The organism is Mycolicibacterium alvei, assembly GCF_010727325.1.
GTDB classification, from domain to species: domain Bacteria; phylum Actinomycetota; class Actinomycetes; order Mycobacteriales; family Mycobacteriaceae; genus Mycobacterium; species Mycobacterium alvei.
Map to the genome: position 1 here is coordinate 542963 of NZ_AP022565.1, position 13114 is coordinate 556076.

At 65.9% G+C, this 13114-nt stretch carries 14 protein-coding genes and 1 tRNA gene; 13 read left to right on the plus strand and 2 right to left on the minus strand.

The features are described 5' to 3' along the window. Nucleotides 1-100: 100 nt before the first annotated feature. The 9 genes from G6N44_RS02515 (at nucleotide 101) to G6N44_RS02555 (ending at nucleotide 7629) form a co-directional block, all read left to right on the plus strand. Nucleotides 101-985: a ParA family protein gene (locus G6N44_RS02515; protein ID WP_163660850.1), complete on the plus strand. Its 885-nt coding sequence runs from the start codon at nucleotides 101-103 to the stop codon at nucleotides 983-985. Next, complete coding sequence (locus G6N44_RS02520) at nucleotides 982-1851, plus strand: segregation/condensation protein A (RefSeq protein ID WP_163660852.1); 870 nt, start codon at nucleotides 982-984, stop codon at nucleotides 1849-1851. The genes G6N44_RS02515 and G6N44_RS02520 overlap by 4 nt, the downstream gene beginning before the upstream one ends. Nucleotides 1852-1859: 8 nt before the next feature. Beyond that, a complete protein-coding gene (gene scpB / locus G6N44_RS02525; protein WP_163660854.1) occupies nucleotides 1860-2597 on the plus strand; it encodes an SMC-Scp complex subunit ScpB in 738 nt (245 codons plus the stop codon). 1 nt (nucleotide 2598) lies between these two features. Further along, the gene (locus tag G6N44_RS02530) at nucleotides 2599-3339 is read left to right on the plus strand and encodes a pseudouridine synthase (protein ID WP_163660856.1); all 741 of its coding nucleotides are present in this window, start codon (nucleotides 2599-2601) and stop codon (nucleotides 3337-3339) included. After that, nucleotides 3336-4022, plus strand: coding sequence for a (d)CMP kinase (gene cmk, locus G6N44_RS02535; protein WP_163660858.1), 687 nt, complete (start codon nucleotides 3336-3338; stop codon nucleotides 4020-4022). Before G6N44_RS02530 ends, cmk begins: the two co-directional genes overlap by 4 nt. Further along, nucleotides 4019-5437 carry a ribosome biogenesis GTPase Der gene (der, locus tag G6N44_RS02540; RefSeq protein ID WP_163660860.1) on the plus strand — a complete coding sequence of 473 codons (1419 nt, stop codon included), beginning with the start codon at nucleotides 4019-4021 and terminating at the stop codon, nucleotides 5435-5437. The genes cmk and der overlap by 4 nt, the downstream gene beginning before the upstream one ends. Before the next feature lie 85 nt (nucleotides 5438-5522). Continuing rightward, nucleotides 5523-6290 (plus strand): sulfite exporter TauE/SafE family protein, encoded by a 768-nt coding sequence (locus tag G6N44_RS02545; RefSeq protein ID WP_163669513.1) that lies wholly within the window; start codon nucleotides 5523-5525, stop codon nucleotides 6288-6290. A gap of 243 nt (nucleotides 6291-6533) precedes the next feature. Beyond that, nucleotides 6534-7475: a sulfite exporter TauE/SafE family protein gene (locus G6N44_RS02550; RefSeq protein WP_163660863.1), complete on the plus strand. Its 942-nt coding sequence runs from the start codon at nucleotides 6534-6536 to the stop codon at nucleotides 7473-7475. 80 nt (nucleotides 7476-7555) lie between these two features. Continuing rightward, nucleotides 7556-7629 (plus strand) — tRNA-Pro (locus G6N44_RS02555). Nucleotides 7630-7725: 96 nt separating this feature from the next. On the opposite strand, the gene G6N44_RS02560 is transcribed toward G6N44_RS02555, so the two are convergent. Both G6N44_RS02560 and G6N44_RS02565 read right to left on the minus strand, forming a co-directional pair. Next, complete coding sequence (locus G6N44_RS02560) at nucleotides 7726-8931, minus strand: tyrosine-type recombinase/integrase (RefSeq protein ID WP_064932420.1); 1206 nt, start codon at nucleotides 8929-8931, stop codon at nucleotides 7726-7728. A gap of 12 nt (nucleotides 8932-8943) precedes the next feature. Beyond that, nucleotides 8944-9531, minus strand: a complete 588-nt coding sequence (locus G6N44_RS02565) for a hypothetical protein (protein WP_163660865.1) — start codon at nucleotides 9529-9531, stop codon at nucleotides 8944-8946. A gap of 141 nt (nucleotides 9532-9672) precedes the next feature. Here G6N44_RS02565 and G6N44_RS02570 point away from each other — a divergent pair, with 141 nt between their 5' ends. From G6N44_RS02570 to G6N44_RS02580, 4 genes are all read left to right on the plus strand, one after another. Next, the gene (locus G6N44_RS02570) at nucleotides 9673-9852 is read left to right on the plus strand and encodes a helix-turn-helix domain-containing protein (protein WP_082940083.1); all 180 of its coding nucleotides are present in this window, start codon (nucleotides 9673-9675) and stop codon (nucleotides 9850-9852) included. Further along, complete coding sequence (locus G6N44_RS29680) at nucleotides 9849-9983, plus strand: hypothetical protein (protein WP_264032931.1); 135 nt, start codon at nucleotides 9849-9851, stop codon at nucleotides 9981-9983. The genes G6N44_RS02570 and G6N44_RS29680 overlap by 4 nt, the downstream gene beginning before the upstream one ends. Further along, nucleotides 9980-12334 (plus strand): bifunctional DNA primase/polymerase, encoded by a 2355-nt coding sequence (locus G6N44_RS02575; protein WP_163660867.1) that lies wholly within the window; start codon nucleotides 9980-9982, stop codon nucleotides 12332-12334. The genes G6N44_RS29680 and G6N44_RS02575 overlap by 4 nt, the downstream gene beginning before the upstream one ends. Before the next feature lie 274 nt (nucleotides 12335-12608). Continuing rightward, nucleotides 12609-13043 carry a hypothetical protein gene (locus G6N44_RS02580; RefSeq protein WP_064932423.1) on the plus strand — a complete coding sequence of 145 codons (435 nt, stop codon included), beginning with the start codon at nucleotides 12609-12611 and terminating at the stop codon, nucleotides 13041-13043. Nucleotides 13044-13114 lie beyond the last annotated feature (71 nt).

The window sequence follows — 13114 nt, forward strand, 5'->3', positions numbered from 1 at the left end:
AGGTTTGCCCGCGGGTCTGCCCGTTCTTGCTGCGTGACGACGTTAAACTTGCCGGGATGTGCGCCGAGACTGCGGGATGCCCGACCAGGAGTGGTGGGGTATGACCGACGACAGCGCACACGACGGACTCTTCGAACACAGCTCACCCGAACTCGGCCTGACCGGGCGGCCACCGCGCGACATTCCCGAACCGCGGCCCCGTTCGACCCATGGTCCGGCCAAGGTCATCGCGATGTGCAACCAGAAGGGCGGGGTCGGCAAGACCACCTCGACCATCAACCTGGGTGCCAGCCTGGCCGAGTACGGCCGCCGGGTGCTGCTGGTGGACCTGGACCCACAGGGCGCATTGTCGGCGGGCCTCGGGGTGCCGCACTACGAGCTTGCGCACACGGTCCACAACCTGCTGGTCGAACCGCGGGTGTCGATCGACGATGTGGTGATCAAGACCCGGGTCAGCGGCATGGACCTGGTGCCCAGCAACATCGACCTATCGGCCGCCGAGATCCAGCTGGTCAACGAGGTCGGTCGCGAGCAGTCCCTGGCCCGGGCCCTGTATCCCGTGCTCGACCGCTACGACTACGTGCTGATCGACTGCCAGCCCTCGCTGGGCCTGCTCACGGTCAACGGGTTGGCGTGCGCCGACGGTGTGATCATTCCCACCGAATGCGAGTACTTCTCCCTGCGCGGGTTGGCGCTGCTGACCGACACCGTGGCCAAGGTGCACGACCGGCTCAACCCGAAGCTGTCCATCAGCGGCATCCTGGTCACTCGCTACGATCCGCGCACGGTCAATGCGCGTGAGGTCATGGCCCGCGTCGTGGAGCGGTTCGGCGACCTGGTGTTCGACACCGTGATCACCCGGACCGTCCGATTCCCGGAGACCAGCGTGGCGGGCGAGCCGATCACCACCTGGGCGCCCAAATCGGGTGGTGCCATCGCCTACCGCTCGCTGGCGCGCGAAGTCATCGACCGGTTCGGCGCGTGAACGATGTCCTGAATACCCCGATCACCGATGGTGCCGAACCAGCTGCCCCGGTCGGGGATGAGTCGACCACCGGTGATCAGCACAACCGCTTCCAGGTTCGGCTCACCAACTTCGAGGGGCCGTTCGACCTGCTGTTGCAGCTGATCTTCGCGCATCGCCTTGACGTTACCGAGGTGGCATTGCACCAGGTCACCGACGATTTCATCGCCTACACCAAGGAGATCGGCGCTCGGCTAGAACTCGACGAGACCACGACGTTCCTGGTGATCGCGGCGACGCTGCTGGATCTGAAGGCGGCCCGGTTGCTGCCGTCGGGCCAGGTGCACGACGAGGAAGATCTCGCCCTCCTCGAGGTCCGCGACCTGTTGTTCGCGCGGCTGCTGCAGTACCGGGCGTTCAAACACGTCGCGTTGATGTTCGCCGAACTGGAGGCCGCAGCGCTGCGCAGCTACCCGCGCGTCGTGTCGCTGGAGGACCGCTTCTCGGACCTGCTGCCCGAGGTGATGCTCGGCGTCGACGCCGGCAAATTCGCCGAGATCGCGGCGGCCGCCTTCACCCCCCGCCCGGTGCCCACGGTCGGCATCGACCACATCCATGCGCCCAAGGTGTCGGTGCCCGAGCAGGCGCACCGGATCATCGCCCTGCTCGAACAGCGGGGGATCGGCGAATGGGCAACTTTCTCCGAACTCGTGGCAGAGTGCACCGACGGACTCCAGATCGTCGGCCGCTTCCTGGCGCTGCTCGAACTGTTCCGGGCCAGGGCGGTAACATTCGAGCAACCAGAAGCGCTTGGAGTGCTCCAGGTTTCGTGGACCGGAGATCGGCCGACCAGCGAACATCTGGCCACCGCTGATGCGGAAGAATAGCGAGAACAATGACTGACGAGATCTCCGATATCGGAGTTCAGTCCGATGATGCCCCGGGTGAGGTGATCCCGGTCGGAGATGACCTGGGCATCGATGTGGCGACGGTTCCCGAGCTTGAGGACGGTGAACTGGGTGCGGTGCTCGAAGCGTTGCTGCTGGTGGTGGACACGCCGGTGACGGTGGATGCACTGGCGTCGGCGACCGAACAACCGGCTTACCGGGTGATGGCCAAGCTTCGCCTGATGGCCGAGGACTTCGCCGCGCGTGACAGCGGCATCGACCTGCGCGAGGCCGCGGGCGGCTGGCGGATGTACACCCGGGCGCGCTATGCCCCGTATGTCGAGCGGCTCCTGCTCGACGGCGCCAGGTCCAAACTGACCCGGGCGGCCCTGGAGACCCTGGCGGTGGTGGCCTACCGGCAGCCGGTGACCCGGGCGCGGGTCAGCGCGGTGCGCGGCGTCAACGTGGACGCGGTGATGCGGACGCTGGTGGCGCGCGGTCTGATCACCGAGGCAGGCACCGATCCGGATTCCGGCGCGGCGGCATTCGCCACCACCGAGTTGTTCCTGGAACGGCTGGGCCTGTCCTCACTGACCGATCTGCCCGACATCGCGCCGCTGCTGCCCGATGTCGACGTGATCGACGATCTCAGCGAATCGCTCGGCGACGAGCCGCGTTTCGCCAAACTTAACAGCGGCTCCTCCGGCAGCAATCAGCCGCTGGCCTTCGACGTGGACAAGGACTGACATGGCTGACGAAGGTGTACGACTGCAGAAAGTATTGTCCCAGGCCGGAATTGCCTCCCGGCGGGTGGCCGAGCGGATGATCACCGACGGCCGCGTCGAGGTCGACGGCCGGCTCGTGACCGAGCTCGGCACCCGGGTCGACCCGGCGACGGCCGAGATCCGGGTGGACGGCTCACGGGTGGTCATCGACGAGACGCTGGTGTATCTGGCGATCAACAAGCCGATCGGCATGCTGTCCACGATGTCCGACGAGCGTGGCCGCCCGTGCGTGGGAGATCTGGTGGAGCACCGGGTTCGGGGCAACAAGAAGCTTTTTCACGTCGGTCGCCTCGACGCGGACACCGAGGGGCTGCTGCTGCTGACCAACGATGGGGAGCTCGCACACCGGCTGATGCACCCGTCGTATGAGATCCCCAAGACCTATGTGGCGACGGTGCTCGGCACGGTGCCGCGCGGGCTCGGCAAGAAGCTGCGCGACGGGGTCGAACTGGAAGACGGCCCGGCTCACGTCGACGACTTCGCGGTGGTGGACACGGTCCCGGGTAAGACCTTGGTGAAGGTCACCCTGCACGAGGGCCGTAACCGCATCGTGCGGCGCATGCTGGCCGCGGTGGATTTCCCGGTGCAGGAACTGGTCCGCACCGACATCGGTTCGGTGGCGCTGGGGAACCAGCGGCCGGGCAGTATCAGGGTGCTCAGCCGCAAGGAAATCGGCGAGCTTTATCAGGCGGTGGGAATGTGAGCGGGTCTCTGGTGGTGGCGGTCGATGGACCGGCGGGGACCGGGAAGTCTTCGGTTTCACGAGGTTTGGCGAAAGCCCTGGGTGCAAACTATCTCGATACCGGCGCGATGTACCGCATCGTCACGCTGGCGGTCCTGCGTGCCGGGACCGACCTGGACGATGCCGCGGCGATCGACGCGGCGGCATCGCGAGCGGTGATCGGTGTCGGTTCGGACCCCGGTGAGGACCGGGCATACCTGGCCGGCGAAGACGTCTCGGCCGAGATTCGCGGTGACGAGGTGACCCGCGCGGTATCGGCGGTCTCGGCGGTGCCGCAGGTGCGTGCCCGACTCGTCGACCTGCAGCGCGAGTTGGCGTCCTCGGGTGGACGCGTGGTGGTCGAGGGTCGCGATATCGGCACCGTGGTGCTGCCCAAGGCCGACGTCAAGATCTTCCTGACCGCCTCGGCCGAGGAACGGGCCCGGCGCCGCAACACCCAGAACATCGCGAACGGCCTGCCCGACGACTATGCGACGGTGCTCGCCGATGTGCAACGGCGCGACCATCTGGACTCCACGCGGGCTGTTTCCCCGTTGCAGGCGGCCGAGGACGCACTGGTGGTCGACACCAGTGACATGGACCAAACACAGGTCGTGGCACACCTTCTCGACCTGGTAACTCAGCATGCGGGGGTGCGGCGATGAGCGTCGATGACGGCGATGGCACCTGGTCGGACGAGAGCGACTGGGAGTTCGGCGACGAGGTCGCCGAGGTTCTCGAGGAGGCCGCCGCCCCACCACCGGTGTTGGCCGTCGTCGGCCGGCCCAACGTCGGGAAATCGACTCTGGTGAACCGGATCCTGGGGCGTCGCGAAGCCGTCGTGCAGGACATCCCCGGGGTGACCCGCGACCGGGTGTCCTACGACGCGAACTGGCTCGGGCGCCGCTTCATGGTGCAGGACACCGGCGGATGGGAGCCGGACGCCAAGGGCCTGCAGCAACTGGTGGCCGATCAGGCACTGGTGGCGATGCGCACCGCCGACGCGATCATCCTGGTCGTCGACGCGGTGGTCGGTGCGACCTCGGCCGACGAGGCAGCCGCCCGCATGCTCCGCAAGTCCGGTAAGCCGGTCTTCTTGGCGGCCAACAAGGTTGACACGCAGCGGGGCGAGTCCGATGCGGCGGCATTGTGGTCGCTGGGTATCGGCCAGCCGCACGCGATCAGTGCCATGCACGGTCGGGGCGTGGCCGACCTGCTCGACGTCGTGATGGAGAAGCTGCCGACGATCTCGGAGGTGGCCGGCGGTGGTACCGGTGGCCCACGCCGGGTGGCGCTGGTGGGTAAGCCGAACGTCGGCAAGAGCTCCCTGCTGAACCGGCTGGCCGGCGACGAGCGGTCGGTCGTGCACGATGTCGCCGGCACGACCGTCGATCCTGTCGACTCGATGATCGAATTGGGCGGCAAGACATGGCGTTTCGTCGACACCGCGGGTCTGCGCCGCAAGGTCGGCCAGGCCAGCGGGCACGAGTTCTACGCCTCGGTGCGCACCCACGGCGCGATCGATGCGGCCGAGGTGGCGATCATGCTGATCGATGCCTCCCAGCCACTGACCGAGCAGGACCTGCGGGTGCTCTCGATGGTGATCGAGGCCGGGCGCGCACTGGTCATCGCGTTCAACAAATGGGATCTGGTCGACGAGGACCGGCGCTATCTGCTGGATAAAGAGATCGACCGTGAACTGGTGCAGGTGCAGTGGGCGCCGCGGGTCAACATCTCGGCCATGACCGGCCGGGCGGTGCAGAAGCTGGTGCCGGCCCTGGAGACGTCACTGGCCTCCTGGGACAAGCGGATCTCGACCGGTCAGCTCAACAACTTCCTCAAAGAGATCGTGGCCGCGACGCCGCCGCCGGTGCGTGGCGGCAAACAGCCCAAGATCCTGTTCGCCACCCAGGCGGCCACCCGGCCGCCGACGTTCGTGCTGTTCACGTCGGGCTTCCTGGAGGCCGGCTACCGCCGGTTCCTCGAGCGTCGGCTGCGTGAGCAGTTCGGTTTCGACGGCAGCCCGGTGAAGATCAACGTGCGGGTGCGCGAGAAGCGCGGAGCCCCCAAGAAGCGTTAGCGATTTGTGCACGCTGGGTAACGCCTGGCGTGACGCGCGGTGCACAAGTCGGGCCGATAGGCTGGCCCGAGTGTCCGTCACCCACATGGTCCTGATCACGCTGGCCGGTGTCGGTGCGGGCGCGATCAACGCCGTCGTCGGATCCGGCACACTCATCACCTTCCCCACGCTGGTGACGCTGGGCTATCCGCCGGTCACCGCGACGATGTCCAACGCCGTCGGTCTGGTCGCCGGCGGGGTATCGAGCACCTGGGGCTATCGCCGAGAACTGCGCGGCCAGTGGAAGCGGTTGCGTTGGCAGATTCCCGGATCGCTGATCGGCGCCGGTCTGGGTTCCTGGCTGCTGCTGCACCTGCCGGAAAAGGTGTTCGTCGCGGTGGTGCCGGTTCTGCTGATCCTGGCGCTGCTCCTGGTGGTCGTCGGCCCGCGGATCCAGGCCTGGGCACGGCAGCGCGCCGAGGCATCCGGTCAGTCCGCCGACCATGTCAGTCCGCGGCGGATGGTGGTGCTGGTGATCGGCACGTTCGCCGTGGGTGTGTACGGCGGCTACTTCACCGCGGCCCAGGGAATCCTGCTGATCGCGGTGATGGGGGCGTTGCTGCCGGAGTCGATTCAGCGGATGAACGCCGCCAAGAACCTGTTGTCGTTGTTGGTCAACATCGTTGCCGCCGTCGCCTACACGGTGGTCGCGTTCGACCGGATCAGCTGGGAGGCGGCGGGCCTGATCGCGGCCGGCTCGCTGATCGGCGGTTTCCTCGGCGCGCACTATGGACGCCGGCTGTCGCCGAACGCGCTGCGCGCCGTGATCGTGGTGGTGGGATTGATCGGGCTGTATCGGCTGTTGAGCCTGTAGGGCCGAGTCGGGTCTGCCCGGGGGCTCAGGTAAAGTCAGCGCAACTGTCGAGCAGGAAGGGGTGACTGGTGGCTGAACTCGCCTACCGCACCGCACCTTCTGCTCTGGCTGCCCTCGAGCCCTTCTGGCCGTCGCGCCGGTTGATGGCTTTCGACGAGTGGTGTCGCGCGGGTCGATAGACACGCGCCCAACCTTCCGTCGGGTCACTGTGTGCGGTGACCACAATCGAAAGCAGTCGAACCTATGCGTTCGCTTCTGATCTTTGCGCTCGTCGGCCTCGGGGCCCAATTGGTCGACGGTGCGCTCGGCATGGCCTTCGGTGTCACCGCGTCGACCCTGCTGGTGCTCAGTGGAGTGGCTTCGGCGCAGGCCAGCGCCGCGGTGCATCTGGCCGAGGTGGGCACCACGCTGGCCTCGGGTCTGTCGCACTGGCGGTTCAAGAACATCGACTGGAAGATCGTGCTGAAGCTCGGTGTTCCCGGTGCGATCGGCGCATTCGGTGGGGCGACCGTGCTGTCGTCGTTGTCGACCGAAGACGCCGCGCCGCTGATGGCCACGATCCTGCTGTGCATCGGTATCTATGTGCTGCTGCGGTTCTCGCTGCGCACGCCGCCGGCCCTGCGTTCGGGCAGCACGCCGCATACCGCGAAGTTCCTCACCCCACTCGGCCTGTTCGGCGGCTTCATCGACGCCTCCGGCGGCGGTGGCTGGGGCCCGATCACCACCAGCACGCTGCTGTCGCGGGGCAAGACGGCGCCGCGCACGGTCATCGGCTCGGTGAGTGCGTCGGAGTTCCTGGTGGCGGTATCGGCATCGCTGGGCTTCCTCGTCGGCCTGCGACAGGAATTCCTGAACAACCTGCCGGTGGTGCTGGGCCTGACGATCGGCGGCGTTCTGGCGGCACCTCTGGCGGCCTGGTTAGTGTCGAAGGTCAGCCCCGCGCTGCTGGGTACCGCCGTCGGCGGTGTGATCGTGCTGACCAATGCCCAGAAGCTACTGAAGTACTTCGGCATTCACGGCGCGGCCTCGACGGCTGTCGTCGCCACGATCGTGGTGGTCTGGGCCGGGCTGGTGCTGTACGCCTGGCGCGTCTCGCGGGCACCGGAATACCTGCCCGAGGAGCTCGACGCGGAGGAGCCGGCCGAAGAACAGCTGGCAGACGAGCCGGACACCGCAGCGCGGTGACGCACCGGGGGAGCGATTACGGCGAAAGCGGGTCTCTACGGTAAGCTTTCGACTCGCTGCCGGTGCAAGCCGGAAGCACGCGGGCTGTGGCGCAGCTTGGTAGCGCACTTGACTGGGGGTCAAGTGGTCGCAGGTTCAAATCCTGTCAGCCCGACAGAGAGTTAGCAGTTCAGAGGCGGTTCCGGAGAGATCCGGGACCGCCTCTGTTGCGTTGAGGCAGCCTTGGATAGCAACGTGGATAGCAACGGCCTCAAATGTCGAGGATGCCGAGCTGGTCGGTCAGCGCGTCCACGGCAGACCGCGCTGTGGTGTCCGACGTGTGGCCGTAGATATCACCGGTCACCGCGATAGAGGAGTGACCCAACAGGTCCGCTACGGCTTTGATGTGCACCTGACCCTCAAGCCACGCGACCGCCGCGCTGTGCCTCAAGGTGTGCACGCCAACGTCGGCCATGCCTGCTTTCTGGGCTGCGATCTGGACGGTGCGCAACACGTTGCGCGGGTCCACGGGCGTGCCCGACTCGGTAGCGAACACCAGGTTGTTGTCCTGCCACTGGTCACCGGCTGCCAGGCGTTCGGCGTCTTGGTCGGCACGATGTGCCCGGAGCATCGACACCAGGGGAGCCGATAACGGCACCGACCGTCGTGACCGATCGGTCTTGGGTTCGGTGATGATCAGCTCACCGTTGACCCGTCCGAGGGTGCCGCGCACCGCCATTGCCCGGGCCGCAAGGTCAATGTCGGACCAGCGCAGCGCTAGCGCCTCACCGCGCCGCACGCCGGTACCGGCGACTAGTGTCAGCACGTTGCGATACCGCAGACCCTCCGCGCACAGCAACAGCTTGGTCACGTCGACCGCCTCGACGTGTCGGGCCTCTTTGCGGGCCACACCGGGACGTTTCACCGCTGCTGCCGGGTTCTTGGCCAGCAGACCGTCACGTACGGCGCCGTCGAGGCCGGCCCGCAGAACGGTGTAGATCTGCCGAATGGTCGCATCAGAGAGCGCACGGACCGGCGAGGGGTTCGGGTTCGTCTTGCTGGCGTTGCCCGGTTTCATCTTGGCTCGCAGCGCCAACACCAGACCCTCGACATCGGACGGTTTGAGCTTGTCCAACCTGATCGAGCCGAACGGGTCGACCTCAAGGTGCCGACGCGACAGATTGCTGTACAGCTCTTTGGTCGAGGCCTTGCGGTCTGACGCGGCCAGCGTGGTGGCCCGCCAGCGCGCCAGCCAATCGGCCAGGTTGCGCTTCGAATCCTTCACCGTCGCACCGTTATCAAGCCGTTCGCGAACGGCTTTCATCTTGTCGCGCACGTCGCTGCGCGTCTTGCCGTACACCATGTGACGCTTCGGCTGGCCCGATTCGTCGATGTAGCTGACCGCGCCGATGTAGCCGGTCTGCTTGCCGTCGCGCATGCGCTTGTAGATCGAACCCTCACCGTTGGCGTTCGCCATGGTCTTGTCCTCTCAGGCCTTCTTCTGTCCCTGCTTGGTCGGGGGCAGGAATCCCTTTTTGCGTGCCCTGTCGACATAGGTAGATGCCATCCGGTCCTTCACCCCGAAGTGCTTAGCCACGGCCTTGGTCGGTGCGCGCTCGATGTTGGTGCGGTAGACCTCGGCCACTAGACGCAGCATCTCGTCAGAGATGATTCGGTAGTCGCGCGGGAGGCGCTGGCGCTCGATCAACTTCTCGGCCACCCGCATGGCCCGGGACTCGTCGTCTCGTGACGGGTTCTCACCAAACTCTGCGACAAACACCGCATAGAGATCACTGGCCAGTTGGTCGACTTCCACCGCCCGTAGGTGCTTCTGGCGAACCTCGGTCTGACCCGATTTCGCCTCAAAACTCAGTTCGACGACTTCGGGAGAACCATCTCGCACGGCGACCTTGATGACGAGATCCGGGCCGCCAACACCGTGCCGTCGTTCCGTGGCCCACTTCGGAACTGGCACGCCGTTGAACTCGACCGTCTCGGATGAGAACTCCCAGTCGACCAGCTGACCCTTGTACCGAAACCGAAAGACAGGCGCGCCGATCATGCTCGGTCTATCCATGGTTTGACGAAACCTCCTGAACCGTACCTATCGGGAACTGTAACTCTGCATTAATCCCTGTAATTATGTCAATAACCGCCTGAACGCCGGCGGAACGACACAAAGGCAGGTGAGGTAGTGGAGAACAGCACCGTTAGGCGGTTGGTCCCGATCCCCGAGGCGCGCCACGCACTCGGTGACATTGGTCGCAGCACGCTCTACGAATTGGTTTCCCGGGGTGAGATCGTCAAGGTCAACATCGGGCGACGCGGGTTCATCACAGCGGATTCACTCGGCGAGTATGTCGACCGCCTGACGGCCAGCGCGGGAGGCGTGGCGTGAGGAACGGACAGCGCCCCAACCTCGATCAGTCGGCCCGCGACGCGCTCGACGATCTGGGCCTTGTCGAACTCGTCGACATCGCGGGCAGCGGCGTCGACGCTCATCACGCCGAGGAGGTCACGCCAGCGTGACCGCTACAGAGAACCGGCCCGACGCGGAGAACGTCGGACCGGCCCAGGAAGCTCACAACGGCAACGGAGCTACCGGCAACCGTACCTCTAGGGGGTACTCATGTGCACAGGATGAATACCTGCAACGCGGGTGGCGCGGTGTACTCCCACTGCCACCTCGGTCGAAGACTCCGCCGCCGTCCGGGTTCACCGGGCGGGAGGGTGCGTGGCCCTCCGTAGAGCAGTTGAGTCAATGGGCGCAGATCTACCCGCACGACGCCAATCTGTGCCTTCGGCTGCATGAGGGCACGATCGGTATCGACATCGATGCCTACGGCAGCAAGACCGGCGCGCAGACCCTCGATGAGGCCGAGAAGCGTTGGGGTGTATTGCCGCCGACTGTGAATTCGAGTAGCCGCGACGATCGCGTATCAGGCATCCGGCTGTACCGCGTACCGGTGGCCACCGAGTTGCGCGACCGCATCAAGTTCGACGACATCGGTGTCGGAGATATCGAGATCCTGCAGCGCCATCACCGCTACCTCATCTGCTGGCCTTCGGTACATCCCACCACCAAGGCCCAGTACGTGTGGCGGGATGCCGACGGTGCCGTCCTGCCTGAACCGCCGTCGCCCGAAGAACTGCCGGACCTGCCCGAGGCTTGGCTGTCGGCGCTCAAAGCTGATCCGGTCAGGACCGAAACCCGTTCCGGTAGTGGCCGGTCTGGGGCACCGGCCTACGACGTCACCGATGCGATGACCGGCGGCAGGCCGACCGACAAGGTTGCTCAGCGCCTCGGTGTCGCGCTTTACGAACTCAACACCGGAACGTCGCGGCACGACACGGTGCGCGGCCATATTCTGGCGCTGTTGCGCTTCGGTTCGCGTGGCGAGTCCGGTGTCGAGTTCGCGCTGTCGTCGCTCTACGCCGCGTTCAGCGAGGCCGTCGGACCGGACAGACCTGACGGGCAGGCCGAGGCCGAATCGGAGTTCGCCCGCATGGTCGCCAATGCAGGGAGGTTCCTCGACGACCACGACGACACCCGAGACCCATTTGGGGCCAGGGCTCGCCGACCCGCTGCACGGAATGTAGACCGTGAGGCTGAGCCGCTGGTTGACGACGATCAGTTCTGGGAGCAGCGCGAGATCCTGGCCCACATCCGGCAATTCTCCCGTGCTCGACTGGCCGCGCCGCACGCCGTTCTCGGTGCGGTGTTACGCCGTGCCCTCACACTGGTTGAGCCGACGGTGCAGCTGCCGCCGATCGTCGGGTCTGCTGTGTCGCTGAACCTGTTCACCGTCTCGGTGGGCCGGTCGGGACAGGGCAAGGACGCTGCCAACGGCGTTGCCCGCGACGCGGTTCGGTTCGTGACACCCGACGGGGAGCTGCACAGCGATCCGGCCTCGGCGGTGGGCATCGGTTCGGGGGAGGGGCTGGCCCGGATCTTCCGGGGATTCGGTGGTGAAGACTCGCCGCCGCCTCACGTGAACCTGGAGGTCAACGAGATCGGCACGTTGGGCGCGCTGGCCGACCGCAAGGGTTCGACCCTGATCGGCGAATTGCTCAAGGGCTACATGGGTCAGGCGCTCGGGTTCACCAACGCGCAGCGCGCCACGACGACGTTCGTCCCTGCGCATAGCTACCGCCTGTGCCTTGGCGTCGGAGCGCAGCCTGAGAACGGTGGCTTGCTGCTCGACCGTGAAAAGGACGGGTTCCCGCAGCGGTTCCTGTGGGTGCCGACCGTCGACCCGTTTGGCCCGACCTCGACCGAGGACGAACCCGACGAACCGGCTGCCGCCGACGTTGTGGTGCCGACGTTTCCGACGATCATCACTGGCACGCCGTACATGGTTGGTATCCCGCCGAGTGTCCGCGAGGCGGTCCGTTCGCTGCGGCGTAGGGCCAACGTTGGGTCCGCTGATGTCGACCCGCTCGATGGACACCTGAACCTGACCCGGCTCAAGGTGTCATTCGGGCTGGCGCTGCTCGACGGTCGCCGCGACATCACCGAGGACGACTGGCGCATCGCCGGTCAGCTCGTCGAGGTGTCCAACCGCACTCGCGCCTGTATGCGGACGGCTCTGGCCAGCCGGCACAAACAGGCCAACCGCGCTCGTGCGCTTGACCAGGCCGACCGCCAGACGCTCATTGACGAGCACCTTGCTGACGAACGACAGCAGCGGGTCTGGAAGACCATCGACCGCAAACTTCAGCGCGTCGGGACCGCTACTCGTCGTCAACTTCAGCGAGCTTGCGACTCGTCGATCGCGTCTGACTTTGCTGCGGTATTCGATCTGGCGGTTGACCTCGGTCGATTGCGTGCGGTGGGAGGTGACGGCGACAGTGCTAAATATGCCCTCGGTGACAGATAGGTGTCGGGGACCCCGACATCTTCCCGACAGGCAGAAACTGTTGTCTAGCTGCGCTTCTGGGGGTCGGGGCTGTTGTCGGGGACACCGACACCCCACGGCACTGACGCTCGTGCTGAGTGTAGTCGGTCAGCAAACCTGGGAAGGTGTGGCATGACTTGGCCTGCAGCGATGGCGCTATTCCATGGCAGCGCCGTTGCATATCTGCTCGTGCGCTACGCCTTTCGGCGTGCTCTTGCGGCCCAACGGCCATCGACACATCAACGGAGGACACCTCGTGACTGACCATCTGTACCGCGTGCGCGTGATCGCGTTCCCCGAGGGCTCGACCAAGACGGTTAACTACCCCGGCGACGAAGAACCCGACCATCGGGTTCCGGTGCCTGGCTGGACACCGCCGGGCTGGAAGCCGGAGGGCGACTACATCAGGTTGGTCGGCACTGCCCAGTTTGTGTGGCCGTCCACGCGGCAGGTCTATCGCTCGCGATCGACGGCAAAGAGGCGCGCCGAGCTGCTGGAGTCTCTTGGGGCCACTGTGGTGATCGAGCGGTCCAACAAGATCGTCTGGCCGGAGCGTCCAGTCGATGAGGCCATCGAGCTTGTGACTGTGCGCCCACAGAAGGCTGTCCGCCGCAACGCTCCTGAGGAGGTGGAACGCTTGGACGAGTTTACGGTGTCGCGCCTGCGGCGACGCCTGGAGAGCCATCAATAGCTCGCACTGCCACGCACGCCGCTGAATTTGCGCAGCCAGCAGTTCACGATGCTCAGAACGGCGTGGGCACA